This is a genomic window from Alcanivorax sp. (assembly GCF_014762765.1).
In the GTDB taxonomy this organism is placed as follows: domain Bacteria; phylum Pseudomonadota; class Gammaproteobacteria; order Pseudomonadales; family Alcanivoracaceae; genus Alcanivorax.
Genome location: NZ_JABURH010000120.1, coordinates 1 through 24,572, shown reverse-complemented (window position 1 = coordinate 24,572; position 24,572 = coordinate 1). Strand labels below are relative to the sequence as shown.

Here is a 24,572-nt window from a genome sequence, read left to right as displayed (position 1 = left end):
ATTACCGAAGGGCAGCTTCGCCATACCCTGGAACAATGGGTAATGGAAAAGCCACCGCAGAAGCCTCCCGAATTTGGCGAAGAGAGCGCGCCGGCCAACGACAAAGTCTTCGACCCGGACCTGGCCCGTCGCCGCGCCGGTGGCCGACAACCGCTGGCGGATGAAATGCTTAAAATGCTGTTGGAAAGCCTGACGGAGGACCGCCCCGCCATCTCTTCTGCCTACGACAGTGCGGATCAGGACACCCTGCTGGAACGTGTCCACAAACTTCACGGCGCCACTCGCTACTGCGGGACCCCACGCCTGGAAAACGCCGCCAAAACCCTGGAAGAAGCGCTGAAAACCGGCACCAACCGGGAAGCTCTGGCGCCAATGGTCTCGGCGTTGTGTGATGAGATCTGTGCGCTGGAGCAGCTGTGGCAGGATCAGGGGGAGGAAGCTTCCAGCTTCTAGCTGCGGCGCGGGCTCGGCCGTGCAGGCTCGAAGTGCGTTGCCCTCGTTTTCAGGAGCGTCGCTCGCAGCGCGGTTCGCCATGTTGCAGATCCCCCATGGAGGCAAGCATGGTTATTCGCTTCGCTCACCCTTCGGGCCGCACGGAACTACGTGCGTTACTCCGCTGCGCTCCGTTCCTACAGCGGCTTCGTAGAAATGCCAAGGTCCGAAGAACTTTCCACCCTTTCCTATTCAACGAGCGTAGCCGGTAGCTAGCTGCTAGCTACCGCCACCCCATCGATCAGCTCCCGCATGCTGCGTACCGCTTCATCCAGGCCGGAAATCACCGCGCGGGCGATGATGCTGTGGCCGATGTTCAGTTCGTTGATACCGGGGATGGCGGCGATGGGCAGGGTGTTGTGGTAATGCAGACCATGACCCGCGTTGACCACCAACCCCTGCTCCAGCGCATAGGCAACGCCATCGCGGATTTTCGCCAGTTCCTGTTGTTCGCTGGCTGGGTCCGCTGCATCGGCGTAGTGACCGGTATGAATCTCGATGGTGGGCGCACCGCATTCCCGGGCAGCACGGATCTGGGCCGGGTCCGCATCAATAAACAGGGACACATCGATACCCGCCTGCGCCAAACGCTGACAACACTGGGCGATCCACGCCTGGTTACCGACCACGTCCAGCCCGCCTTCGGTGGTCAGTTCCTCGCGCTTTTCCGGCACCAGGCAGCAATGGGCTGGCTGGATGCGGCAGGCGATAGCGACCATTTCCTCGGTAGCGGCCATTTCCAGGTTCATGCGGGTCTGCAGGGTCTGCGCCAGTAATTCCACATCACGGTCGTTGATGTGGCGACGGTCCTCACGCAAATGCACGGTAATTCCATCCGCCCCCGCCTGCTCCGCCACCAGCGCCGCCTGAACCGGCTCGGGATAACGGGTGCCACGAGCTTGGCGCAGGGTGGCAATGTGATCGATGTTAACGCCTAGGAGCACTCTGGACATGGGTTCCTCAAAAATCAGCTGCAAGTTACAAGCTTCAAGCTACAACGCGGGGCAGATTCGTGCCAATCGAAACTGCACATACTGCGCGCTACAAGGCTGTTCGCCATACAAGCATGGCTCCTACAAAATGAGAAATGCAGGAGGAACAGCTCAGCGCAAACCGCGGCAAAGACACCACCAAATAGCATCAGCCTAGTTCGCGTTGTAGCTTGCAACTCATCATTCACTTCTCCCGAAACAGCTCACGGCTTTTCAGGGGTTTGTCTCCCAGGTGCGGGGCCAGTAATGCCCGGCACAGGTGGAGAGCGGTTTTGCGGGCTGCCGGTTGCCAGTCGCCATTGACGATGGCCAGCAGATCGTTGCCGTAATACCCCTCGTCGGCGGGCAGCAGGCCCTGCTGCGGGTCCAGCAGGTAGTATCGGTCAGGGCGTAATGCCTCACCGTGAATATCGTACCCCAGGGCAATGCCGTAGCCCATTTCCTCCAGCAAACCCAGCTCGAACTGGCGCAAGGCCACATCCAGAAACTGCCCTTCCATGATCGCATTGAGGGTTTGTTCGTAGAGTGGCCAGAGTTCAGGATGGGGATCGTCCCGATGCAGTAACCGGGTGAGCAGTTCGTTGAGGTAAAAGCCGCAATACAGGGCTTTTCCCTGCAAAGGAAGACGCGGGCCGCGGGGCTCACAGCCGCGAAAGCTGTAAAGCTCGCCGGCGCTTTTCAGTTCGATCCACAGAGGGGTGAACGGGGCCAGCAACGGCTCCTTGCGGCCACCCCGCACCACCGCCCCCACACGGCCCAGCGTGGGCAGGAACAGCTCCACGATCAGGCTGGTGTTGCGGAAGGGCCGGCGGTGTAGCAGCCAGGCGGGTTGCAGGGTGGGGTTCACTAGAACGGCTCCAAGCTACAAGCTTCAAGCTGCAACGCGACAAAGGTCTGTGCTACACAGTGCAGTCCATAGCCGCGATTCACGCTGGGGATTCGCGATGCAAGCATCGCTTCCCACAAGGAGAAAATATACTTTTTTACGGTGACGAAGCGCAGTGGAGTAACCCCCGCAGGGCGCCCAGAAGAAGCACACCCTGCGAAGAATAAGCCTTGCAGCACGAAGCTGTGGACGCTGTCGGTTAGCACAGTGCCAACTTCGTGTTGCAGCTTGTAGCTTGAGGCTTGCTCCTTAATTCCTTTCGTCATAGCCAAGCGAACGCAGCGCCCGGGCATCGTCGGACCAGCCTGCCTTGATCTTCACCCAAAGGTTCAACATCACCTTGCGCTCAATGAGGCGTTCTATGTCTTCCCGGGCCTGGGTGCCGATCTGCTTGATGCGATCACCACCGTCACCGATGAGAATCTTTTTCTGGCCACGGCGCTCCACCAGGATGGCGGCGGAGATTTCGGTGATGCGTGGACCGTCTTCCCACATTTCCACTTCAACACTGACCTGGTGGGGAAGCTCCTGGCCTAATTGACGAACCACCTTCTCGCGAATGATTTCTGCTGCCATGAAGCGCAGGCTGCGGTCGGTGAGCTGATCTTCGTCGTACCAGAATTCTCCTTCCGGCAAGCGCTCGACCAAGGCCTTTTCCAGCTCTTCCAGGTTCTGTTCCTTGAGTGCAGATACCGGTACCACCGCATCGAAAGGATAACGCTCGCTGAGCGCTTCGATGTGCGGCAGTAACTGGGCCTTGTCTTCCAGGCTGTCTACCTTGTTGATGATCAGCAACACTGGCATTTCCGGGTGCTGTGGCAACAGTGACAGCACATGCTCATCCGCCGGGGTCCACTTGAGGCCATCCACCATCATGCAGACCACGTCCACACCACTGAGGGTTGATACCGCCGCCTCATTCATGGCCCGATTGAGCGCCCGCTCCTGACCGGTATGGATGCCGGGTGTATCAGCAAAGATGATCTGATAGTTGTCACGGGTATGAATGCCGTGGATACGGTGCCGGGTGGTTTGCGGTTTCCGGGAGGTAATGCTGACCTTCTGCCCGATCAGGTGATTCATCAGGGTGGACTTGCCCACATTGGGACGGCCAACGATGGAGACCATGCCACACCGGGTCGGTTTTTCGTCAGTCATACTGCTGCTCCAGCCAGCTCAGAACAGTGGCCGCGACCTGTTGTTCGGCCTTGCGGCGACTGGCTCCCTGGGCCTTGAAGGTTTGTTGCATCTGCTCCAGCTCACAGGTCACTTCGAAGGTCTGCTTGGGAGCAAGGCCTTCCACCTGGGTGACCTGATAGGTGGGCAATTCGAATTTGCGGGCCTGCAGCCATTCCTGCAGACGGGTTTTGGCGTCTTTCTGGGCACTTTGCGGGGTGATGATCTTCAGCCGTTCATCAAACCAGTTCAGCACCACTTCCCGGCAAGGCGACTCGCCACCATCCAGCAGGATGGCACCGATAATGGCTTCCAGAGAATCGGCCAGAATGGAATCGCGACGAAAACCGCCGCTTTTCAGTTCACCACCACCCAGCACCAGGTAATCCCCCAGGCCCAGTTCCCGTGCTACCAGTGCCAGGGTCTGGCCGCGCACCAAGGACGCCCGCATGCGGGTGAGTTGCCCTTCCGCCGCGTCCGGGAAGCGCTCGAACAGTGCCACGGAAATAATCTGTCCGAGCTGGGCGTCACCAAGAAATTCCAGGCGTTCGTAATTGCGATGGCGGCTGACACTGCGATGGGTCAGTGCCAGCGCCAACAGCTCGATATCATTGAAGCGATAGCCCAGGCGGGCCATCAATCGGTCGAGATCGTTATTCACTGGCGAACGTCTTTGCTGAACTCATCCTGAAAGGTCATGACGATGCTGACGTTGTAGAACATGGGTTCGCGGACCTCGTAATCCGTAGTGACTTTGAGAACCCCGCCATCCTTGGTGATTCCAAGATCGTTCGCGCTTATCACGTTGACCTGGTTGATGGTGAAACGTTTGTTCAGTGCCTCGCGCACCTCACGGGGCGACAACAATGCGGTCTTGCTGTCCTGCAGCAACGACTTGATCGACGAAGAGATTGTGTTGTATTCCATGTAGGCTGGCACCATCCGCAGTGCAGCCGTGCCTAGCACAACCACAACCAGCAGCATCACCGCCCAACCGATCAGAGAGATCCCACGTTGCTGTGAGGGCCTTGTCATCATTGTTAGTTCGCCTCCACCTTGTCTATGGCGCCATTACGAGAAAAACTGGGTATTGAGAAGATCGGCTTCCAGTGCATCCAGATCAGGAATGCCTCCCCCACTACCAGCTCTTCCGGGACTATACCCCAGAATCGGCTGTCGTTACTGTTATCCCGGTTGTCACCCATCACAAAGTAGGCACCTTCAGGCACCTGCCACTCACCCTGGGTACGGCTCTGGGGCACTTTACGGCCGGTGAAGGGGTTGATCTTGCCCTCCTGCCAGATCAGGTGACGACTTTCACCGAGTTGCTCCACATACTCGCGCCGCCAGGCACCGGAGCCTTCCCACTCCCGCGCCAGCTCGCGCTTGATCTCCTCGCCATTCACGGTAACCACGTTGTCTTTTACCTGCACGGTGTCACCGGGGAGGCCAACCACCCGCTTGATGAAGTTCTGGCTGCGGTTCTCCGGAAACTTGAACACCATGACATCGCCCCGTTGGGGCTCACCGGTCTCAATGATCTTGGTGTTGGTCACCGGCAAACGCAGGCCATAGGCGAATTTGTTCACCAGAATGAAGTCGTTAACCTGCAGGGTCGGCAGCATGGAACCGGACGGAATGGTAAACGGCTCAATGATGAAGGAGCGGATCACCAGTACCACGAAGAAAACGGAAATCAGGGAGTTGGAAGTTTCCACCGCCCCTTCCACACGTCCGCCCTTCTGCTTGAGTTTGAAGACCTTGTCGATCAACCACACCGCAACGGTGACCGCCAGGGCCAGGGTCAACCAGAAGCCGATATCAATATCCATCGCTAATCATCCACCTTCAGTACCGCAAGGAACGCTTCCTGGGGGATTTCCACATTGCCCACCTGCTTCATGCGTTTCTTGCCTTCTTTCTGTTTCTGCAGCAACTTTTTCTTGCGCGATACGTCGCCGCCGTAGCACTTGGCGGTCACGTTCTTGCGCAATGCCTTGACGGTCTGACGGGCAATGATCTTGCTGCCAATGGCCGCCTGAATGGCCACATCGAACATCTGCCGCGGCACCAGTTCCTTCATCTTCTCGCACAGGGCCCGGCCCCGGTAGGCGGACTGGTCCAGATGACAGATCATGGCCAGGGCATCCACCTTGTCACCATTGATCAGTACATCTACCCGCACCAGCTTGGTGGCTTCGAAGCGCTCGAAGGCATAATCCATGGAGGCAAAGCCCCGGCTCACGGATTTGATCCGGTCGAAGAAATCCAGCACCACTTCGGCCATGGGGATGTCGTAGGTCAGAGCCACTTGCTTGCCCAGGTACTGCATATTGATCTGCGAGCCACGGCGCTCCACGCACAGGGTGATCACATTACCCACAAACTCCTGGGGCACCAGGATGTTGACGCGGGCGATGGGCTCGCGGAATTCCTCGATCTTGTTGCCTTCCGGCAGCTTCGAGGGGTTGTCCACGTAAAGCACGCTTTCATCGGACAAGACGATTTCATAGACCACGGTGGGCGCGGTAGTGATCAGGTCCAGGTCGTATTCACGCTCCAGGCGCTCCTGGATGATCTCCATGTGCAGCATGCCCAGGAAACCCACCCGGAAGCCGAAGCCCAGGGCGTCCGAGGTTTCCGGCTCGTAGAACAGCGAGGCATCGTTGAGGGTCAGCTTGGCGAGCGCATCACGGAAGTCTTCGTAATCATCGGCACTGACCGGGAACATGCCCGCATACACCTGCGGTTTCACTTTCTTGAAGCCCGGCAGCGCCGGCACATCCGGGGTCTTGGCCAGGGTCAGGGTATCGCCCACCGGCGCCCCATGAATGTCCTTGATGCTGCCACTCACCCAGCCCACTTCCCCGGCTTCCAGGTGCTTGGTCTCGGTGCGTTTCGGGGTGAAGATGCCCAGCTGGTCCACCACGTGGGTCTGGCCGGTGGATTTCACCAGAATCTTGTCGCCCTTCTTCAGGCGGCCATGCTTCATACGCACCAGGGAAATCACGCCCAGGTAGTTATCGAACCAGGAGTCGATGATCAGTGCCTGCATATCGCCATCGCGCTCCCCTTCCGGGGCAGGAATACGCTCCACCAGCTGCTCCAGCAGATCATCCACACCGACCCCGGTCTTGGCGGACACCCGGCAGGCATCATGGGCATCGAGGCCGATGATCTCTTCGATCTCGTTGATCACCATCTCCGGCTCGGCCTGGGGCAGATCGATCTTGTTCAAGACCGGCAGCACTTCCAGATCCTGTTCGATGGCCGTATAGCAGTTGGCCACGGACTGGGCTTCCACGCCCTGGGCCGCATCCACCACCAGCAGGGCCCCTTCACAGGCGGAGAGGGAGCGCGACACCTCGTAGGAGAAATCCACGTGCCCCGGAGTATCAATGAAATTCAGCTGGTAGGTTTCCCCATCCCGGGCCTTGTAGTAGAGCGTCACGCTCTGGGCCTTGATGGTAATGCCCCGTTCTCGTTCCAGCTCCATGGAGTCCAGCACCTGCTCCTTCAGCTCGCGCTGGGTCAGGCCACCGCAGACCTGGATAAAGCGGTCCGCCAGGGTGGATTTGCCATGGTCGATGTGGGCGATGATGGAGAAGTTGCGAATATTCTTGATGTCAGTCATAGGGCCTGTTGCACAAAAGAGTGTTGCCGGGAAAACGGCACGCAGTGGGGCGCGATTCTAGCCTGAACGGGAGGGGGTTGCACGGGAGTTGGCCATCCTGTGCCCGGCAAGGCATGGGAACGGCTTGCATGGCAACCGGACAAAGGCCCAATTCGCCATGCAAGCCGGGAGGCTGTGAACCCTCAGGGCAGCTTGATGGGCAGGAACCGGGGGTTGCCGTCCCGGTTGATCAGGGCGGCCACGGTACCGCTCTCGGGCAGGCCAGCCACCACCTCACTGAAGGATTCCGGATCATTCACCGGTTTATTGTTCAGTGTTACCAGAATATCCCCGCTGGCAATGCCTGCCTTCGCGGCCGGACCATCGCCCACTTCGGTGACGATCACCCCGGCTTTCAGATCCAGACGGCTCAGCTCGGCGGCACTGGCGGCACGCACTTTGAGCCCCAGGGCATTGGCGCCATCCGGTGCGGCCTGGCCGGCAGCGCCGCGCAGGGCCATCTCCGGGTCATCCGGTAGCAGGCCAATGGTCACGTCCAGTTCCTTTTCCTCACCATCGCGAATCACCACCATGGAGACATCCGTTTCCGGTGTCACCCGGCCGACCCAGCGAGGCAGCTCGGAGGAACGATAGATGGCTTCGCCGTTGAACGAGACAATGATGTCACCAGCCTGAACACCGGCCGCCTCGGCAGGAGAGCCTTCCAGCACCTGGGAGACCAGCGCCCCTTTAGGCTGATCAAGCCCGAAGGATTCCGCCAGGTCCCGATCCACTTCCTGAATCAGCACACCCAACCAGCCACGGCTGACCTTGCCGTGTTCCTTGATCTGGCTCACCACATCCATGGCCATATCAATGGGAATGGCAAAACTCACCCCCATGTAGCCACCGGAGCGACTGAAGATCTGGGAATTGATGCCCACCACTTCCCCACTCAGGTTGAACAGCGGCCCACCACTGTTACCCGGGTTGATGGCCACATCTGTCTGGATGAAGGGCACATAGCTGTCGTTGGGCAGGCTGCGGCCCTTGGCACTGACAATCCCGGCGGTGACGCTGCTGTCGAAACCGAAAGGTGCCCCGATGGCCAGCACCCACTCGCCGACCTTGAGATCCTCGGAGGAGCCGATGTTAGCCACCGGCAGGTCTTCGCCATCCAGCTTCAACAAAGCCAGATCGCTCTGCTCGTCGGCGCCAACCAGCTCTGCCTTCAGCTCGCGGCGGTCCTGCAGGCGCACGATGATTTCGTCCGCCTCAGCCACCACGTGGTTGTTGGTCAGTACATAGCCGTCGGCGGAAATGATGAAACCGGACCCCAGAGAACGGGCTTCTCGTTCCTGCGGCATGGAGGGCACGCCGTCTTCACCACCGAACTGCTCAAAAAAACGACGGAAAAATTCCGGCAATTGATCAAGCTGATCACGAACAGATTCTTCGCTCTGACGGGTGATGGTGCTGATATTCACCACTGCCGGGCCTTCTTTCTCCACCAGGCGGGTGAAATCCGGCAGCCCGGTCACCAGCGGTTCGGCCCGCTCCCGGGAGGCTTTGCCATCCGGCTCGGCACAGGCCACCAGCAGGCCGGTGAAAATCACCAGACACAGTGTCGCCACTCGCTGAAATCCGCTCATTGGGCTCTCCTTTTATTTTGCAGGCTGAACTACCACCGCCTGGCAACCGTCGTCCCCGGATGCCACCAGATACGGCTGATAGGCCCGATTATGACTGGCACTTCGGCTCAGTACACGGTTGATCACAAAACCCAGCACCAGGCCGCCCATGCCAAACAGGGCAGACGCATCAAACGCCGTGACCGGCAGCAAAGTCCCCAGCACCGACCCGGCGACCAGCAATGCCAGGGGCAGACCATAGACCCACAGGGCGCCACGCATGAGGGCGCCTTCCGGCAGTGCCAGTTGGACAGTATCACCGACCTGATGAATCTCACGGGAAGAAACAGGGACACGCAGATGGGCGCGTTGCCCACTCTGCTGTTGATTGACAAGATGATGGCCGCAACCGGCCTTGGCCTTGCAGGCACCGCAAGTGGAGGCACGCACGGTTTCTACCCAGATAGCGCCGGCTTCCACCGCTACTACTGTGCCCTGCTCAAGAAGCATTACGGCTGACTTTCCCTGACGCTGATGCCGTCGATCACCCGCAGGGCGGTGCTCTGCGGCACTTCACCGACCAGGGTCACCAGATAGACACCACTGGGGGCGGCGAGGCGACGGCTTACCGCCACCGTGGGCCCGACCCGGCTGACACCCTCTTCCACGCTGTTCTCACCGATGGCTTCCACGAATACCGTAAAGGCGGCCAGGCCATCACTGAAACCACGGGCCGCCACCGGCGCACGGTCCGTTGTCGCCTGCCGCCAATCCTGCTTCATGGCACGGAAACCCGCCGGCAGCCACTCCGGACTGACGGTCAGCTTCAAGGAAGGATGAGACTCGGCTACCGGCGCCAGCGCTTTTTCATGGCGAGCTTCCGGCACCGCGAAATGATCGAGACCCAACTGCGGTGACAAGGTGAGAGTGACAAATTCCACCCGCTCCAGGGCTACACCACTACCATCCACGATTTCGGATTTGAGTAGCAGCCGGGATTCCTGATCCAGCCACAAACGATAACCATAACGATGGGTATCCAGTGGCGCCACCCGCATACGAGTGGCATGACGCCCGGCTACCCGGCCATCACCATCCACCAGGATGTTGTACTGTTCCGGCAGATCACTGGCCAGACGATCCCCCAATGCCAGGGGACCGGCTTGCTGGCTACTAAGGCGAGTGAGACTGCGATCCGGGTGCCGACAGAGCACCTCGTCACCACGGCGGATCACTTCCACCAGGCGGCCGTCCAGATGGGTCAGACGCTGGTACTGACGACCCTCAATAACTGCATGACTGACTTCCATGGTGCTGATTTCAGCACCGAACTGGTAAAGAAAGCGGCCAGTGTAATTCAGGGAACGGTTGGCCTCAGCCATGGCCTGGAGCTGGTTGTGCGCCGACGAATCCTCCGCCAGCGCAACCAGGGGCGTACAAAGAGACAGGGAAAGGGCGAGTGCGCGCAGCATCATCCGTTAGCGGGCTCCACTGCGGGCGTCCATGCTGACCAGGCGAGCAAAAGGCATCATCCCCTGGCCACTGTTCCGGGCAGCAAATTCACTGTGCCGCAGCAGCATGTCGTTGCCTCGAGGCTGGACCTGAGCGGCCGGTGTCACCACTGCATTACTGCCAGTGAAGGACCGGGATACCAGCGACGCCTCCGCAAACGGGCGGCTCATACGACTATCCTGAGCTGACGCCATGACCGGCGCTGCACCGGAAGACTGCGTCGCCTCCCAGCTCTGCCAGCCCACTACCGTAGCCGCAGCCACGGAAGCCGCCACCGCAAGCCGGCTCACACTACCCAGCCAGGCCGGGCGACGCGACGGCGCCTGTTCGGCAGCCAGGGCCGCAGACAGGCTGGCGTTGAAACCCGCCGGCACGCTCATGGATGGCTGGTTGTGCATCACATCCCGGGCCAGCTGCCAGCGGGACAACGCATTCAGGTCTGCATTGTCGATATCACGCATTACCCGACGGGTTTCCAGCTCGCTGGTCTCTCCGTCAAGGAAGGCGGACAGTGTTTCCATGTCCCTGCTCATACACTCACCCTTTCTCGCCACGCTGGGAGCCCAGCAGTGGGCGCACAGCATTATCAATTGCTTCCCTGGCCCGGAAGATGCGGGAACGAACAGTTCCCACCGGGCATTCCATTACCGCCGCAATGTCCTCATAACTGAGGCCCTCGAATTCCCGCAGGGTAACGGCCGTTTTCAGTTCATGGGGCAGCTCATCAATGGCCTGATGAATTACTGCTTCCAACTCCTGTGACAACACGAGAGACTCCGGGGTTCCAATCTCGTGCAGCATTTCTGCCCCGGCATACTGCTCGGCCTCGGCCGCATCCAGGTCAGAGCCCGGTGGCCGCCGACCGGCGGCCACCAGATGGTTCTTGGCGGTATTCACGGCAATACGATAAAGCCAGGTGTAAAAGGCACTGTCACCCCGGAAACGGGGCAAGGCACGCCAGGCTTTGAGAAAGGCTTCCTGGGCCACGTCCTGCACTTCATCCGAGTCACGCACATAACGGCTGATCAGGGCGAAAATACGCTGCTGATATTTGCGTACCAGCACTTCAAAGGCACGCTGATCGCCGGTTTTGGCTTTCTTGACCAACTCTTCGTCTGACACCGATCCCCCGGATCTTTCGCGAAACGCGGATACATGGCAATGACTGAAATTTCAGCCAATTAAAGCAGGCCATTGTAGCAGGTGTGAGGGTCGCGGCTATACTATAGGGCCGCTTTACCACCCTTTTCACATTGCTTGAACATTTGTTCTGGCACTAATAACCCGTGTGGGGCCTATCCACACAGGTCCAAGGATTGTTCATGGCCACCTTCCGACACGATGTACTCATCATTGGTTCCGGAGCTGCGGGATTAACTACCGCCCTGCGCCTGCCTGATGATTGCCGGATCGCCCTGCTTTCCAAAGGCGAGCTGACCAGCGCCAGCACCTATTACGCCCAGGGCGGTGTCGCCGCGGTGCTGGATCAGGAGGATTCCCTGGAAAGCCATGTAGCCGATACGCACGTGGCCGGGGGCGGCCTGTGCCATGATGATGCTGTGCGTTACACCGTGGAAAATGGCCCCGATGCGATCCGTTGGCTGATTGATCTGGGGGTAGATTTCACCCGCCTGGCCGGCAACAATGAGGGCTCCCTGCCCTATCACCTGACCCGCGAAGGCGGCCACAGCCATCGCCGTATCATTCATGCGGCCGACGCCACCGGCAAGGCCATCTCCGGCACCCTGATCGGCCAGGTGCGTCAAAAAGACAACGTGACCCGTTTCGAATACCGGGTGGCGGTTGACCTGATCCTGCAGGAGCACAACGGCGAAAAACGCTGCTGCGGGGCGTATGTGCACAATATCGAGACCGGCGAAACCGATGTAATCCTGGCCCGCGCTGTGGTGCTGGCCACCGGCGGCGCCTCCAAGGTCTACCTGTATACCTCCAACCCGGACGTAGCCACCGGCGACGGCATCGCCATGGCCTGGCGGGCCGGCTGCCGGGTGGCCAACATGGAATTCATGCAGTTCCACCCCACCTGTCTGTACCATCCCAAAGCCAAAAGTTTTCTGGTCACCGAGGCGATTCGTGGCGAAGGCGGCCACCTGCTACTGCCCAACGGCGAACGCTTCATGCATCGCTTTGACGAACGGGGCGAACTGGCCCCCCGGGACGTGGTGGCCCGCGCCATCGACCATGAAATGAAACGCCTGGGCGCCGACTGCCTGTACCTGGACATCAGCCACAAGCCGGCGGATTTCATCATCGAGCACTTCCCCACCGTCTACGCCAAGTGCCTGCAACTGGGCCTGGACATCACCCGTGACCCCATGCCGGTGGTGCCCGCCGCCCATTACACCTGCGGCGGCGTGATGATCAACGAAAACGGCCAGACCGACGTGCCCGGCCTCTACGCCATCGGCGAAACCAGCTTCACCGGCCTGCACGGGGCCAACCGCATGGCCAGCAACTCCCTGCTGGAGTGCCTGGTCTACGGCAAGGCCTCCGCCGAACACATCGGCGCCACCCTGGCCGACGTACCGGAACCCCGCGAACACAAGGAATGGGACGAATCCCAGGTCACCGATTCTGATGAAGACGTGGTGATCAGCCACAACTGGGACGAACTACGCCGCTTCATGTGGGATTACGTGGGCATCGTGCGCACCGAAAAACGCCTGCAGCGTGCCCAGCACCGGGTGGACATGCTGAAAAGGGAAATTGCCGAGTACTACAGCAACTATCACATCAGCAACGACCTGCTGGAACTGCGCAACCTGGTGGTCATCGCCGAACTCATCATCCTCTCCGCCATGCAACGCAAGGAAAGCCGGGGGCTGCATTTTATGCGCGATTATCCAGGGATGAATGATGAGGTGGTGGATACGGTGCTGACACCAGACTTGAATTGACAATGGATAATTGAGAATTGATAACTGCGCGAGCCTGGCTCGTAGTGATTGAAACGCAAGAGGCCGCGTCCAAAGGTTGGGCGCGGCCTCTTTGCTTTACGATAATAACTACGCGTGAACCCGCAGTTATCAATTATCCATTATCAACTATCAATTGCTCTTATTCGTCCACAACCACTGATAAAACGGCTGCAACTGCTCCCGGGGTGCCTGGTCGTCGAACAGGTGCAGCCAGCCCTTTGGGGTCTGGATGGCCATCCAGGGGCCAGCGCGCAGGACCCGGCGGGGGCATTCCAGTTCTTGCCAGTGGCGGCCGATGAGGGTGAGACGTTGTTCGTGAAGCTCCATCTGGGACAGCTGCGCCGGCTGCCAGCCGCGCACCAGCAGCGGCAGCGCAGCCAACAACAGCACCAGCGCCCACCAGGGCACCTGCGCCAGCAGTATCGCCGGCGCCACCACCAACACCGCCAGTAACCGCAGCCTGGCAGGATAGCGGGAGGGGTTCAGCTCAAGTTTTTTTCGCGGAGACCAGGGCGAGGACATGGCGTACATACTCGCGCAGCGCCGGGTCTTGCGGCTCACTGCGATAGGTAAACCACTCGAACATGTCGGCATCTTCGCACTCGAGTAGCTTGGCGAACCAGGCCTGATGTTCCGCCGAGTCGCTATCGAAGTGGTCATCCAGGTAGCCGTACAGCACTACTTCCACTTCCGAGGCACCACGACGGCACTGCCAGCGGTACTTGCGTTTCAGGTCATCATCACTCATTACTGCATTATCCTGATCGAAAACTCCGGGCCGCGGCACAAGTATGGAAACGCGACTTTCAGACCGTGGCCGCATTATCTATCATGCCCCATTATTTCTCGACTCTTTGTGTCATTCCGTTCCACAGGAGCCCCATGAGCTGGTCCGATTTTATCGCCACCCAAACCCTGGCCGACAGTGCCAAGGCGCCCTATCTGAGCCATTGTGACCACCTGACCGTGATCCGCGCCCATGGTGAGGAGGCTGGCCATTATCTGCAGGGTCAGGTGTCCTGCGATCTGCGCGAGGTGGATAAGCAAGGCCACCGCACCGGCATGCACCTGACTCTGAAAGGACGCGGTCTGGTCAGCGTACGCATTACCCGTGACGGCGACGACTACCTGCTGCTCTGCCCCGCCGATCTGAGTGAGGCGGTAATCAAGGCACTGATGAAATACCGCCTGCGCGCCAAGGTGGAATTCAACGTGGATCAGGATCTCGTGGTACTGGGGCTGGCCGGTGATTTGCCTGCCCAAGCGCCGAATCACGGCGACAGTGCCGAGACCGATCAGGGCCTTTGGCTGCGCTACCCCTTTACGGATCATGCCCTCGTGATCGTGAAGCAGAGCAACGCCGAGCAGGCCTGGCAAAGCCTCGCCACAGGCCGCACTACCACCGGCGCCAACGGCTGGCTGCAGGCCGACATAGACGCCGGCGAAGGCATGGTCTACCCGGGCGCAGAAGACCTGTTCCTGCCCCAGGTGCTCAATTACGACGTCACCGCCGGGGTGAACTTCAAGAAAGGCTGCTACACCGGCCAGGAAGTGGTCGCCCGCATGCACTTCAAGGGCAAGCTCAAGCAGCGCATGCAGCGAATCAACTACAGTGCCGATGTGGACCTGACACCGGGCGAAACCCTGCGCGACAGTAACGGCAAGGCCGCCGGCGAAGTGGTCAGCGCCGCTCGCACCCCACAGGGCAGAGCCGCCCTGGTGATACTGCGACGAGATACCGACGGGGTGCTGTTCCGGGAAGAGCAGCCGCTGGAGAGTGAGCTGGGGGCGTTGCCTTATTCGTTGCCCTGGAAAGAGTGAATTTAATTGATAGTTGATAATGGATAATTGATAACGACGCGATTCAGGTTATAGCAATAGCGGAAACGCAAGAGGCCGCGCCCAATGTTTGGGCGCGGCCTCTTTGCTTTACGAACCATGAAGCCCGGCTCGCGCCGTTATCAATTATCCATTATCAACTATCAATTGCCTCTAACGGGTGCCTCGGCGCCGGACACTCGAAGAACCCATCGATGTACTCCCTCGGTACATCCTTGACGCTGCGGTGACGGAAACCGGGGTTACCGTCCTTGTCGATGAGCAAAGCGCGCACCCCTTCGCGGAAATCGCCGTGCAGGGAGCACTGTACCGCCAGACACCATTCCATACGGAAGATGTCAGCCAGGGAGGAATAGGTGGAACGAGCCAGTTGCTCCCAGACCAGATGGGCGGTCTGCGGGCAGCCCCGCTCCAGATTGCCAAGCGCCTTGTCCAGCCAGCCATCCCGGTCCTTTGCTGTGAGCAACTGCTCCACCACTACCGGCAGGCTCTCGCCGTCACAGAGGCGATTGATTTGCGGCAGGTGGTCAATCAGCGGGTGATTAAGCTCACTCATGTCTGCGGCCTGTTGCTTGAACAGGCGATAGAGCACTGCCCGGTTGTCAGTGATGTCATCGGCGAAGTCCTGCTCCGCCAGTGCCGCCAGCAGGTTGTCTGCGTCACCATCCACCATGCGGTCGGCCATGCCGATTTCTACCGCTTCGCGGCCATTGATATGCACACCGGTAAGGCCCAGGAACAACCCTGCCCGGCCCGGCAAACGATTCAGGAACCAACTGCCACCCACATCCGGGAACAGGCCGATGGTGATTTCCGGCATGGCCATGCGCGAACGCGGGGTCACCAGACGGAAATCCGCGCCCTGCAGCAGCCCCATGCCCCCACCCATGACAATGCCATCACCAAACACGACCACCGGAATCCGGCTGGTGTGGATGCGGTAATCCAGGGCGTATTCCTCGGCGAAGTACTGCTCCGTGAAAGGGTTTCTGCCCTGCCCGGCATGTTTCACCATGGACTTGTGCATCTGCACGATGTCACCGCCGGCGCAGAAGGCCTTGCCACCGGCCCCGTCCAGCCAGATTGCTACCACATCATCACGCTGTTCCCACTCATCCATCTGCTTGCTCAGGGTCTGGATCATTTCCAGGCTCAGGGCATTGAGGGCTTTGGGGGCATTCAGGGTGGCGCGGGCGATCAAACGGCCGCAGCGGGTTTCGATTTCGGAAAACAACACGCAGTCAGACACGACAACTCCTTGGGCGTAATTCGGCAAGGATGGTACAGCGGCTAGGGGCTAGCTCCAAGCTTCAAGCTACAAGCTGCAACACGGGGAAAGGCCATGCCTGCAGAAAGGGCCTCGCCCCGCGCTGAGTGAATTGTGGGAAGCGATGCTCGCATCGCGAAGTCAGTGCGAGGAATTCGCGATGTGAACATCGCTTCCCACAAAAACCTTACGCACCGGCGCGGCGCCATCGCCTATCGTGTGGTGCCAAAGCCTGATTCGCGTTGTAGCTTGTAGCTTGAGGCTTGCAGCTGCCTATTCCGGGACGGTCCAGTCGATGGCCGTCTTGCCCTGTTGCAGCAGGTACTGGTTGGCGCGGGAGAAGTGGCCGCAGCCGAGAAAACCCCGGTGGGCGGATAGGGGCGACGGGTGCGGGGCGGTGAGGACGCAATGTTTGTTGCGGTCGATCAGCCTGCCCTTCTTCTGGGCATGACTGCCCCAGAGCAGGAAAACCAGCCCCTCACGCTCGCGATTCAGATGCTCAATAGCCTGGTCGGTGAATTGCTCCCAACCCTGCTTCTGGTGTGAGGCGGCCTGGCCCGCTTCCACGGTAAGCACCGCATTGAGCAGCAATACGCCCTGCTCCGCCCAGTGGGTCAGGTTGCCATGGGATGGTATCTCTATACCCAGATCCCGATGGATTTCCTTGTAGATATTGACCAGCGACGGCGGTGTCTTGACGCCACGCTGCACGGAAAAACACAGGCCGTGGGCCTGATCCGGGCCGTGGTATGGGTCCTGGCCCAGGATCACCACCTTCACCTTGTCGAAGGGCGTCAGGTTGAAGGCATTGAAGATATCCGGGCCGGGCGGGAACACGGTTTTACCGGCCCGCTTCTCGCCCGCCAGGAAAGCCCGCAGCCGGGCCATGTAGTCCTGCTCGAACTCTCCGGCCAGGTGCTGTTTCCAGCCCGGCTCCAACTGCACATTCTGGGTGTTGCTATCAGCCATTGGGAAGCAGCTTTTCCAGAAGGTTGCACATACGCGCTTCCACGAACTCCTGGGAAATCTTTTCCGGATGCACCAACAGGCGCTGTTCGATAGACATGATGGCCATCAGAATCAGCTCCGCATCCAGGCGCGGATTCTCGCTGCCGAACAGTTCCGTGGCGATCATCAGACTTTCCAGCTGCTGGTGCAGGTACAGATCCGCCAATTCACGCAGACGACTGTCCAGAATGGCTTCCTGCAGAAACGCCTGCTCCGCCACCAGGTGACCACGCCGGTTGGTAAGCTCATCGACAATAAAGGCCGCCGTCATCTGGCCCATCAGGTCAATAAGGCGCTGGCGTTCTTCCGGATTCGTCAGGCTCTCGCGGGAAAATTGCGACAACAAGGCGAAAGCCCGTTCCTTGAATGGCTCGATCACATCCTTGAGCGCCCGTTCGGCGAACAGGGTGAAGGTATCGGCAATCAGGTCGGAGATATCTTTAAAGTAGTAAGTGGTTGCCGACAGGGGCACATCCGCCTCACGGGCCACCGCCCGGTGACGCACAGCACGAATACCGTCTTTGACAATGATATTCAGAGCGGCCTCGAGGATCGCCTGACGACGCTGTTCACTGCCGGCGCGGCGCGCTTTTCTTCCTTGGTATTGAATTGCACTACTCATGGACACAGTCAGCCTTTGTTGATTCAGCCCGGTACTCCCCCCTCAGGGGATGTGTTGTGTCGCTCTCCCACCTTCTTACCCGCCAGGCCGGGGCACAAACCATGCCCCAAATCAGCCTCAGCGTCCCTGGGGACGCATATGCGGGAACAGGATCACGTCCCGAATGGACGGTGAATCCGTAAACAACATTACCAGCCGGTCGATGCCAATGCCCTCACCGGCTGTCGGCGGCAGGCCGTGTTCCAACGCGGTGACGTAATCCTCGTCATAGAACATGGCTTCATCATCGCCGGCATCCTTTTCTGCGACCTGCTGACGGAAACGTTCGGCCTGGTCTTCCGCATCGTTCAACTCCGAAAAACCGTTGGCGATTTCGCGGCCACCCACAAAGAACTCGAAACGCTCGGTCACAAACGGATTATCGTCCATACGGCGGGCCAGCGGCGACACTTCCGTGGGGTACTCGGTGATAAAGGTCGGATCTTTCAGACGGTGCTCTACCGTCTTCTCGAAGATCTCGATCTGCACCTTGCCGAGCCCATAGCTATCTTTCAGTGGAATCCCCAGTGACTCGGCAATGGCGCAGGCCCCGTCCAGATCCGCCAGCTTCGCCGGGTCGATGTCCGGATTAAAATGCAAAATGGAATCGAAAACCGTTATCCGGGTAAAGGGTTTACCAAAATCGTACACATCGCCCTGATAACTCACCTCGGTGGTACCCAGCACATCCTGGGCCAGCTTGCGCAGCATTTCCTCAGTCAGGTTCATCAGGTCATGGTAATCACCAAACGCCTGGTAGAACTCCAGCATGGTGAATTCCGGGTTATGTCGGGTGGAAAGACCCTCGTTGCGGAAATTGCGGTTGATCTCGAACACCTTCTCGAAACCGCCCACCACCAGACGCTTCAGGTACAGTTCCGGCGCGATGCGCAGGTACATGTCCATGTCCAGGCTGTTGTGGTGAGTGATGAAGGGTCGCGCGGTGGCGCCACCGGGGATCACCTGCAGCATGGGGGTTTCCGCTTCCACGAAGCCCTTTTCTACCAGGAAGTTGCGGATGCCTGCCACCATTTTGGAGCGGATCTGGAAGGCCTTGCGGGTCTCTTCGTTAACGATCAGATCCACATAACGCTGGCGGTAGCGGGCTTCGGTATCAGTCAGGCCCTTGTGCTTTTCCGGCAGTGGACGCAGAGACTTGGTGAGCAACAGGTACTCATCCATCATCACATACAGGTCGCCCTTACCGGATTTGCACAGGGTGCCTTTCACGCCAACGATATCGCCCAGATCCCAGTGTTTGGTGTCTTTCTGCACATCCTTGGAGGCATAAATCTGGATGCGCCCGGACATGTCCTGCAGCACCTTGAAAGCCTTGCGATCGAGCATCATGCGGCCGGCAACAGCGACCTGAATGTTCTTCTCAGCCAGCTCTTCCTTGCTGAATTCGCCGTACTGGGCCTGCAAATCAGCGGCCAGAAAATCGCGACGGAAGTGGTTGGGGAAGGCATTGCCTGCCTCACGCAGGTCGGCCAACTTGGCTCGGCGCTCGGCGATCAGGCGGTTTTCGGATTCCTGCTGCTCAGTTGTGGTGTTCTGTTCGTCAGCCATGTACTTACCTTACAAGGGTCGGACGTCTGACGTCGGACGTCTGACGCGGTAAAACAATTCTTGGGGCCAGGCGTCCAATGCCAGACGCCCAACGCTTTGGGGAGGTTAGCGTCCGACGTCAGACCTCCGACGTCAGACTCCCTCAATCACAATCCTGCTTTCAGGGACGCTTCAATAAACTGATCCAGGGAGCCGTCCAGTACCTGCTGGGTATTGTGGCTTTCCACACCGGTACGCAGATCCTTGATACGACCGTCATCCAGCACGTAAGAGCGGATCTGACTGCCCCAACCGATATCAGATTTGTTGCTTTCCTGGGCCTGCTTTTCCGCGTTGCGGCGCTGCATTTCCACTTCGTAGACCTTGGCCTGCATCATCTTCAGGGCCTGGTCCTTGTTCTGGTGCTGACTGCGCCCGCTCTGACACTGGGTCACCAGGGTGTGCTTCTCGCCACCCTCGTCGGTGTATTCATAGGTCAGGCGCACCGCGGAATCGGTCCGGTTAACGTGCTGACCACCGGCACCGGAGGCGCGGTAGGTGTCAACCCGCATGCTGCCCACGTCGATATTCACGTCGATATCGTCGTCCACTTCCGGGGACACGAACACCGAACTGAAGGAGGTATGGCGACGGCCGCCGGAATCGAACGGGCTCTTGCGCACCAGCCGGTGCACGCCGGTTTCGGTGCGCAGCCAGCCATAGGCGTACTCGCCTTCAAAACGGATGGTGGCCGACTTGATACCGGCCACATCACCGGCGGAGGCTTCCACCAGCTCGGTCTTGAAACCGTGGGCTTCGCCCCAGCGCAGATACATGCGCAGCAGCATCTCGCCCCAGTCCTGCGCCTCGGTACCACCGGAGCCGGCCTGGATATCCAGGTAGGCGTTGCAGGCATCCATCTGGCCGGAGAACATGCGACGGAACTCCAGATCCGCCACCATCTTTTCCAGCCGGTCCAGCTCGCTTTCCACTTCCGGCAGGCTGTCTTCGTCGCCCTCTTCCACCACCAGCTCCAGCAGGCCGGAGGTGTCTTCCACCCCCTGGGAGGCATCGTTGATGGTGTTGACGACCAGCTCAAGCTGGGCCCGTTCCTTGCCCAGGCCCCGGGCGTAATCCGGATCGCTCCAGACATCCGGACTTTCGAGTTCTCGCTCGACTTCGGTCAGACGTTCGCTCTTCTGATCGTAGTCAAAGATACCCCCTAAGCGCTTCGACACGCTCAGACAGGTCGGAAAGGTGGGTTCGCAGCGGATTGACTTCCATTACGTCTCTCTAGAATTTGTGCTTGGCAGAATTGATATCCGGAAAACAGCGCAGTCTAACGGTTTGCGCATTGGCTGACGAGGGGCGTGGCCCTCCCCCCTTCACCGTGGGGGCGTCGCTGGCGGCGAGATTACACACGTGGAATCGCGCCGCCAGCGACGCTCCTGCAAGGATGTTAGTCAGTCTCTCAGCTCGTAGACGTGGTAGGCATCCGGTTTCATCTGGTTGATGGTGGTGCCGATGTAGCGGGCATTATTGGGAATGCCGGAGCCGGTGTTGAACACCTTGAAGGTACGCACTTCTTTGGGGGTGTCGATCACGGTATCCGCGTCCACTTCCACCCACATGAAAATAATGGCTTCCTGGGGGATGTAATCCACCCGCAGGACCTTGCCTTCTTCGGGCAGGCGCAGCTCCTGCACCTCGTTCACCACCTTCAGGCGGTGTTTGTGTATGGTCTTCATCTTCGTCCCCTCCGTTAAGGACACAACACAGCGGTGGACGATAGCCACCCCGCGCAGTCAATGCCGGCACGGCCTTTTGGGCCGTACCCTGGTAAAAAAGGCGCCCGATGGTGAGCGCGAAGCGCAATGCTAGCAAAAACCGGCAGCGCCGACAGCATTGTCGACAATTTTGCGGGGAGACTACCTCCCCCCTCTCTACCACACCCTGTAGGAACGGAGCGTAGCGGAGTAACGCACGTAGTTCCGTGCGGCCCGAAGGGTGAGCGAAGCGAATAACGCCTCTCGAGGCGCGAACCCCAGCCCGGTTATCAGCGATCACACTTCAGAGAGTACAGAGATCACCAAGGCCCCCCTGTTGTTGCCTGGGTAATCGGGAGCCGGTTCGCGCCTCGAGAGGCGCTCCTACAGGGGCGTTGTCTCGCTGGAGACGGGATTACAGCGGAATCAGATGCTCGAACAGCAGCTGCGGGTTGCGCTGGCCGCGGAATTCGTTGACTTCCAGACGGTAGACGCCGCGCACCCGGGCGATACGGCTGGGCAAGGCCTCCACCGGCACATTGAAGTGGATGGCATCGATGATGCCGTTGACACCGGGCAGGCCCAGGGTCAGCTTCAGGTGGCGCTCGCCGACAATACGGTGCTTGAGCACCTCGAATTCTCCATCGAAGCACGGCGCCGGGAAGCCCTGCCCCCAGGGGAAGCGGTGGCTGAGCAGTTCCGCGTTGCTGAGGGACAGCTCGTGGTCATCCAGCTCGCCGTCGGTCTCCACCACTTTTTCCAGGGCCCTGGGGGACAGCAGCTCACTGACAGCCTTCTCGAAGGCCACCTTGAACTGGTCCAGTTTGTCCAGCTCCAGGGACAGGCCCGCCGCCATGGCGTGGCCACCGAACTTGCTCAGCAACCCGGGGTTGGCGGTGGCCACCGCATCCAGGGCATCACGCAGATGCAGGCCAGGGATGGAGCGGCCAGAACCTTTCAGGGTGCCGGGCTGCTGGGCCGGGGCAAAGGCAATCACCGGGCGATGAATAATTTCCTTCACCCGCGAGGCAAGGATCCCCACTACCCCTTCGTGCCACTCCTTGCCATACAGGCACAGCCCCGCCGGCAGATTCTCCGGGTTCAGCCGCGACACCTCGACCATGGCCGCATCGCGCATGCCATGCTCGATGGAGCGGCGTTCACGATTGATGGTGTCCAGCTCCTGGGCCATATCCAGGGCTTCGGCGTCGGTTTCCGCCAGCAGGCAGGCGATGCCATGGGTCATGTCGGAAAGCCGCCCGGCGGCGTTGAGGCGCGGGCCCACCGCAAAGCCCATATCCGCCGCCAGCGCCCGGTTGGGGTCGCGACCGGCCACCTGCAACAGGGCACGAATGCCAGGGCACCCCTTGCCGGCGCGGATACGCCGCAGGCCCTGCTCCACCAGCACCCGGTTGGCGTCGTCCAGGGACACCACATCCGCCACGGTCCCCAGGGCCACCAGATCCAGCAAATCGGTGATCGGCTGCGTGGGGGTGAAACCCTGATCACGCAGGGCCCGCTGCAGGTCCATCAATAAATAGAAGGCCACGCCCACCCCGGCCAGGTTGGCGGCGGGAAAGTCCTCGCAGCCCGGCAGACGCGGGTTCACCAGTGCATCGGCCTCCGGCAGGGTATCGCCGGGCAGGTGATGATCGGTGATCAGCACCTTGATGCCCTGGGCCCGGGCGGCGGCGACACCGTCCACGCTGGCGATACCGTTATCCACGGTGATGATCAGGTCCGGCCGGTACTGCTGCTGGGCCAGCTCGACAATGGCCGGCGACAGTCCATACCCATATTCGAAGCGGTCCGGCACCAGGAAATCCGGGCGCGGGAAGCCCAGCAGCTCAAGGCCTCGCACCATCAGGGTGGTGGCGGTGGCACCATCCGCGTCGTAGTCGCCGACAATACAGATACGCCAGTGATCGGATCGCCCTTGTAAGAGCAGCTCCACGGCCCCACGCAGTCCTGTGAAGGCAGACGGATGGGGCAAACGCTTGAGCGCCAACTCCAGCTGCGCCGGGTCGTCCACGCCCCGCCCGGCCAGAATCCGCGCCAGCAAGGGCGGCACATCCGGCCAGTCCGGCGTGTGTTGCGGTCGGCGGGTGATGTTGGGCAGGGTCAGTTTGTCTACGGGCATTAATGGGGCTCGGTGAGTCAGAGGTTCTGGCCTGGTTGGGTATTCGTCATGCAAGCATGACTTCCCACAAAACCAGGGGCTCCGGCAAGGCATGGAGCAAGCGATGGTTTTTGTGGGAAATGATGCTTGCATCATGAATGCCCCGGCGAGCCGGGGTGGCACCAGCCCAGCAGTCTGCCACGCCGCACCCGGAACAGCACCATCACAAGGAGCAAGTGATGAAATTTTCACCAACCAGCGCCGACACCGCAGGCCCACGACCAATTAGTCACAAATTGGGGCTAAAAAAGTCATTCACCTTCCCTATACTTGCGGGCCTACAAGTTTCGTTGTTTATGTAAGCAAACACTCACATGAATGCTTATATGAAGGACGCCGCCTCCCCCATTTTCGGGGGCCGGGCAATACCAAAGCGGCCTGATTCGCCGCGTACTTTGGGACTGGAGAGCAGAAGCTATGATCTATCAAGGCAACGCCGTAAGCGTACAACTGCTTGACGACGGCATCGCCGAACTGAAGTTTGACCTTCAGGGCGAGTCCGTTAACAAGTTCAATAAGGAAACCGTGGAAGACCTCGGCAAGGCCGTCGATGCCATTAAAGGCAACAGCGACATCAAAGGCCTAGTCGTGACCTCCGGCAAGTCGGTTTTCATCGTTGGCGCCGACATCACCGAATTCACTGACATGTTCAAACTGCCGGAAGACGAAATTGCCGGCTGGTGCCTGAAATCCAACCAGGTCTTCAACGCCTTTGAAGATCTGGATATCCCCAAAGTGGTTGCCGTTAACGGCATCGCCCTGGGTGGCGGCCTGGAAATGTGCCTGGCCGCAGACTTCCGCGTACTGAGCGAAAAAGCCCAGGTGGGACTGCCGGAAGTGAAGCTGGGCCTGTTCCCGGGCTTCGGCGGCACCGTGCGTCTGCCCCGTGTGATCGGCGTGGATAACGCCGTTGAGTGGATCGCCGCCGGCGGCCAGCACAAGGCTGACAAGGCCCTGAAAGTGGGTGTTGCCGATGCCGTGGTTGCCCACGACAAGGTCAACGACGCTGCCATCGACCTGGTCAAGCAGTGCCTGGCCGGCAAGATCGACTTCCGCGCCAAGC

25 protein-coding genes are annotated in these 24,572 nt (G+C 59.7%); 4 read left to right on the top strand and 21 right to left on the bottom strand.

Annotated features, from left to right (window positions below; translation table 11 throughout):
• Positions 1 to 453, top strand: a 453-nt coding sequence (locus HUJ17_RS07890) for an Hpt domain-containing protein (RefSeq protein WP_290510181.1), incomplete at its 5' end; no start/stop codon positions are given.
• A gap of 251 nt (positions 454 to 704) precedes the next feature.
• Here HUJ17_RS07890 and pdxJ read toward each other — a convergent pair.
• The 12 genes from pdxJ to rpoE all read right to left on the bottom strand — a co-directional run bounded on the left by pdxJ (position 705) and on the right by rpoE (position 11,424).
• Positions 705 to 1,445, bottom strand: coding sequence for a pyridoxine 5'-phosphate synthase (gene pdxJ, locus HUJ17_RS07885; protein WP_290510180.1), 741 nt, complete (start codon positions 1,443 to 1,445; stop codon positions 705 to 707).
• 223 nt (positions 1,446 to 1,668) lie between these two features.
• On the bottom strand, positions 1,669 to 2,331 hold the full coding sequence (gene recO, locus HUJ17_RS07880; protein WP_290510179.1) for a DNA repair protein RecO: 663 nt from the start codon (positions 2,329 to 2,331) through the stop codon (positions 1,669 to 1,671).
• 288 nt (positions 2,332 to 2,619) lie between these two features.
• On the bottom strand, positions 2,620 to 3,528 hold the full coding sequence (gene era, locus HUJ17_RS07875; protein ID WP_290510178.1) for a GTPase Era: 909 nt from the start codon (positions 3,526 to 3,528) through the stop codon (positions 2,620 to 2,622).
• On the bottom strand, positions 3,521 to 4,207 hold the full coding sequence (gene rnc, locus HUJ17_RS07870; RefSeq protein ID WP_290510177.1) for a ribonuclease III: 687 nt from the start codon (positions 4,205 to 4,207) through the stop codon (positions 3,521 to 3,523). The genes era and rnc overlap by 8 nt, the downstream gene beginning before the upstream one ends.
• Entirely contained in the window at positions 4,204 to 4,488 is a 285-nt protein-coding gene (locus tag HUJ17_RS07865; protein ID WP_290510182.1) for a DUF4845 domain-containing protein, read from the bottom strand. The genes rnc and HUJ17_RS07865 overlap by 4 nt, the downstream gene beginning before the upstream one ends.
• Before the next feature lie 98 nt (positions 4,489 to 4,586).
• Complete coding sequence (lepB, locus tag HUJ17_RS07860; RefSeq protein ID WP_290510176.1) at positions 4,587 to 5,378, bottom strand: signal peptidase I; 792 nt, start codon at positions 5,376 to 5,378, stop codon at positions 4,587 to 4,589.
• A 2-nt stretch (positions 5,379 to 5,380) separates the two neighbouring features.
• Entirely contained in the window at positions 5,381 to 7,180 is a 1,800-nt protein-coding gene (gene lepA / locus HUJ17_RS07855; protein WP_062816400.1) for a translation elongation factor 4, read from the bottom strand.
• 182 nt (positions 7,181 to 7,362) lie between these two features.
• Positions 7,363 to 8,811, bottom strand: a complete 1,449-nt coding sequence (locus HUJ17_RS07850; protein WP_290510175.1) for a DegQ family serine endoprotease — start codon at positions 8,809 to 8,811, stop codon at positions 7,363 to 7,365.
• A gap of 12 nt (positions 8,812 to 8,823) precedes the next feature.
• Positions 8,824 to 9,300: a SoxR reducing system RseC family protein gene (locus HUJ17_RS07845; RefSeq protein WP_290510174.1), complete on the bottom strand. Its 477-nt coding sequence runs from the start codon at positions 9,298 to 9,300 to the stop codon at positions 8,824 to 8,826.
• Positions 9,300 to 10,265, bottom strand: coding sequence for a MucB/RseB C-terminal domain-containing protein (locus HUJ17_RS07840; protein WP_290510173.1), 966 nt, complete (start codon positions 10,263 to 10,265; stop codon positions 9,300 to 9,302). The genes HUJ17_RS07845 and HUJ17_RS07840 overlap by 1 nt, the downstream gene beginning before the upstream one ends.
• Before the next feature lie 3 nt (positions 10,266 to 10,268).
• Entirely contained in the window at positions 10,269 to 10,823 is a 555-nt protein-coding gene (locus tag HUJ17_RS07835) for a sigma-E factor negative regulatory protein (RefSeq protein ID WP_290510172.1), read from the bottom strand.
• 16 nt (positions 10,824 to 10,839) lie between these two features.
• Positions 10,840 to 11,424, bottom strand: a complete 585-nt coding sequence (gene rpoE, locus HUJ17_RS07830) for an RNA polymerase sigma factor RpoE (RefSeq protein WP_290510171.1) — start codon at positions 11,422 to 11,424, stop codon at positions 10,840 to 10,842.
• Positions 11,425 to 11,624: 200 nt separating this feature from the next.
• On the opposite strand from rpoE, the gene nadB reads away from it, so the two are divergent.
• Positions 11,625 to 13,220 (top strand): L-aspartate oxidase, encoded by a 1,596-nt coding sequence (gene nadB / locus HUJ17_RS07825; protein WP_290510170.1) that lies wholly within the window; start codon positions 11,625 to 11,627, stop codon positions 13,218 to 13,220.
• A 150-nt stretch (positions 13,221 to 13,370) separates the two neighbouring features.
• Here the strand turns inward: nadB and HUJ17_RS07820 are convergent, their stop codons facing one another.
• Together HUJ17_RS07820 and HUJ17_RS07815 are read right to left on the bottom strand one after the other, a co-directional pair.
• Positions 13,371 to 13,763, bottom strand: coding sequence for a hypothetical protein (locus HUJ17_RS07820; RefSeq protein ID WP_290510169.1), 393 nt, complete (start codon positions 13,761 to 13,763; stop codon positions 13,371 to 13,373).
• Positions 13,729 to 13,989: a succinate dehydrogenase assembly factor 2 gene (locus tag HUJ17_RS07815; RefSeq protein ID WP_290510168.1), complete on the bottom strand. Its 261-nt coding sequence runs from the start codon at positions 13,987 to 13,989 to the stop codon at positions 13,729 to 13,731. Before HUJ17_RS07815 ends, HUJ17_RS07820 begins: the two co-directional genes overlap by 35 nt.
• Before the next feature lie 134 nt (positions 13,990 to 14,123).
• On the opposite strand from HUJ17_RS07815, the gene HUJ17_RS07810 reads away from it, so the two are divergent.
• Positions 14,124 to 15,062, top strand: a complete 939-nt coding sequence (locus HUJ17_RS07810) for a folate-binding protein (RefSeq protein WP_290510167.1) — start codon at positions 14,124 to 14,126, stop codon at positions 15,060 to 15,062.
• Between the two features lie 154 nt (positions 15,063 to 15,216).
• Here the strand turns inward: HUJ17_RS07810 and HUJ17_RS07805 are convergent, their stop codons facing one another.
• The 7 genes from HUJ17_RS07805 to recJ form a co-directional block, all read right to left on the bottom strand.
• The gene (locus tag HUJ17_RS07805; RefSeq protein ID WP_290510166.1) at positions 15,217 to 16,329 is read right to left on the bottom strand and encodes an enoyl-CoA hydratase/isomerase family protein; all 1,113 of its coding nucleotides are present in this window, start codon (positions 16,327 to 16,329) and stop codon (positions 15,217 to 15,219) included.
• Positions 16,330 to 16,620: 291 nt separating this feature from the next.
• Positions 16,621 to 17,316, bottom strand: coding sequence for a uracil-DNA glycosylase (gene ung / locus HUJ17_RS07800; protein WP_290510165.1), 696 nt, complete (start codon positions 17,314 to 17,316; stop codon positions 16,621 to 16,623).
• Positions 17,309 to 17,977: a TetR family transcriptional regulator gene (locus HUJ17_RS07795; RefSeq protein ID WP_290510164.1), complete on the bottom strand. Its 669-nt coding sequence runs from the start codon at positions 17,975 to 17,977 to the stop codon at positions 17,309 to 17,311. Before HUJ17_RS07795 ends, ung begins: the two co-directional genes overlap by 8 nt.
• 117 nt (positions 17,978 to 18,094) lie before the next feature.
• Entirely contained in the window at positions 18,095 to 19,585 is a 1,491-nt protein-coding gene (lysS, locus tag HUJ17_RS07790) for a lysine--tRNA ligase (RefSeq protein WP_290510163.1), read from the bottom strand.
• A 146-nt stretch (positions 19,586 to 19,731) separates the two neighbouring features.
• Positions 19,732 to 20,848 (bottom strand): peptide chain release factor 2 gene (prfB, locus tag HUJ17_RS07785; RefSeq protein ID WP_290510162.1). Its coding sequence is split into 2 segments (ribosomal slippage): positions 19,732 to 20,775 and positions 20,777 to 20,848, totalling 1,116 coding nucleotides; the frame shifts between segments, so codons are not numbered across the junction.
• Positions 20,849 to 21,027: 179 nt separating this feature from the next.
• On the bottom strand, positions 21,028 to 21,312 hold the full coding sequence (locus HUJ17_RS07780; protein WP_062816388.1) for a hypothetical protein: 285 nt from the start codon (positions 21,310 to 21,312) through the stop codon (positions 21,028 to 21,030).
• Positions 21,313 to 21,745: 433 nt separating this feature from the next.
• Positions 21,746 to 23,470, bottom strand: a complete 1,725-nt coding sequence (gene recJ, locus HUJ17_RS07775; RefSeq protein WP_290510161.1) for a single-stranded-DNA-specific exonuclease RecJ — start codon at positions 23,468 to 23,470, stop codon at positions 21,746 to 21,748.
• Between the two features lie 456 nt (positions 23,471 to 23,926).
• Between recJ and HUJ17_RS07770 the strand changes: the two genes are divergently transcribed.
• On the top strand, positions 23,927 to 24,572 hold a 646-nt coding region (locus tag HUJ17_RS07770), incomplete at its 3' end, for an enoyl-CoA hydratase-related protein (protein ID WP_290510160.1).

What these genes read in the sequence shown, in the direction of transcription:
- pdxJ (WP_290510180.1), bottom strand. Translation starts at nt 1,445, where the DNA reads ATGTCCAGAGTGCTCCTAGGCGTTAACATCGATCACATTGCCACCCTG.
- HUJ17_RS07865 (WP_290510182.1), bottom strand. Translation starts at nt 4,488, where the DNA reads ATGGTGCCAGCCTACATGGAATACAACACAATCTCTTCGTCGATCAAG.
- HUJ17_RS07845 (WP_290510174.1), bottom strand. Translation starts at nt 9,300, where the DNA reads ATGCTTCTTGAGCAGGGCACAGTAGTAGCGGTGGAAGCCGGCGCTATC.
- lysS (WP_290510163.1), bottom strand. Translation starts at nt 19,585, where the DNA reads ATGGCTGACGAACAGAACACCACAACTGAGCAGCAGGAATCCGAAAAC.
- nadB (WP_290510170.1), top strand. Translation starts at nt 11,625, where the DNA reads ATGGCCACCTTCCGACACGATGTACTCATCATTGGTTCCGGAGCTGCG.
- HUJ17_RS07810 (WP_290510167.1), top strand. Translation starts at nt 14,124, where the DNA reads ATGAGCTGGTCCGATTTTATCGCCACCCAAACCCTGGCCGACAGTGCC.
- HUJ17_RS07780 (WP_062816388.1), bottom strand. Translation starts at nt 21,312, where the DNA reads ATGAAGACCATACACAAACACCGCCTGAAGGTGGTGAACGAGGTGCAG.
- era (WP_290510178.1), bottom strand. Translation starts at nt 3,528, where the DNA reads ATGACTGACGAAAAACCGACCCGGTGTGGCATGGTCTCCATCGTTGGC.
- HUJ17_RS07795 (WP_290510164.1), bottom strand. Translation starts at nt 17,977, where the DNA reads ATGAGTAGTGCAATTCAATACCAAGGAAGAAAAGCGCGCCGCGCCGGC.
- lepB (WP_290510176.1), bottom strand. Translation starts at nt 5,378, where the DNA reads ATGGATATTGATATCGGCTTCTGGTTGACCCTGGCCCTGGCGGTCACC.
- HUJ17_RS07850 (WP_290510175.1), bottom strand. Translation starts at nt 8,811, where the DNA reads ATGAGCGGATTTCAGCGAGTGGCGACACTGTGTCTGGTGATTTTCACC.
- HUJ17_RS07835 (WP_290510172.1), bottom strand. Translation starts at nt 10,823, where the DNA reads ATGGAAACACTGTCCGCCTTCCTTGACGGAGAGACCAGCGAGCTGGAA.
- HUJ17_RS07840 (WP_290510173.1), bottom strand. Translation starts at nt 10,265, where the DNA reads ATGATGCTGCGCGCACTCGCCCTTTCCCTGTCTCTTTGTACGCCCCTG.
- recJ (WP_290510161.1), bottom strand. Translation starts at nt 23,470, where the DNA reads ATGCCCGTAGACAAACTGACCCTGCCCAACATCACCCGCCGACCGCAA.
- ung (WP_290510165.1), bottom strand. Translation starts at nt 17,316, where the DNA reads ATGGCTGATAGCAACACCCAGAATGTGCAGTTGGAGCCGGGCTGGAAA.
- lepA (WP_062816400.1), bottom strand. Translation starts at nt 7,180, where the DNA reads ATGACTGACATCAAGAATATTCGCAACTTCTCCATCATCGCCCACATC.
- HUJ17_RS07820 (WP_290510169.1), bottom strand. Translation starts at nt 13,763, where the DNA reads ATGTCCTCGCCCTGGTCTCCGCGAAAAAAACTTGAGCTGAACCCCTCC.
- HUJ17_RS07815 (WP_290510168.1), bottom strand. Translation starts at nt 13,989, where the DNA reads ATGAGTGATGATGACCTGAAACGCAAGTACCGCTGGCAGTGCCGTCGT.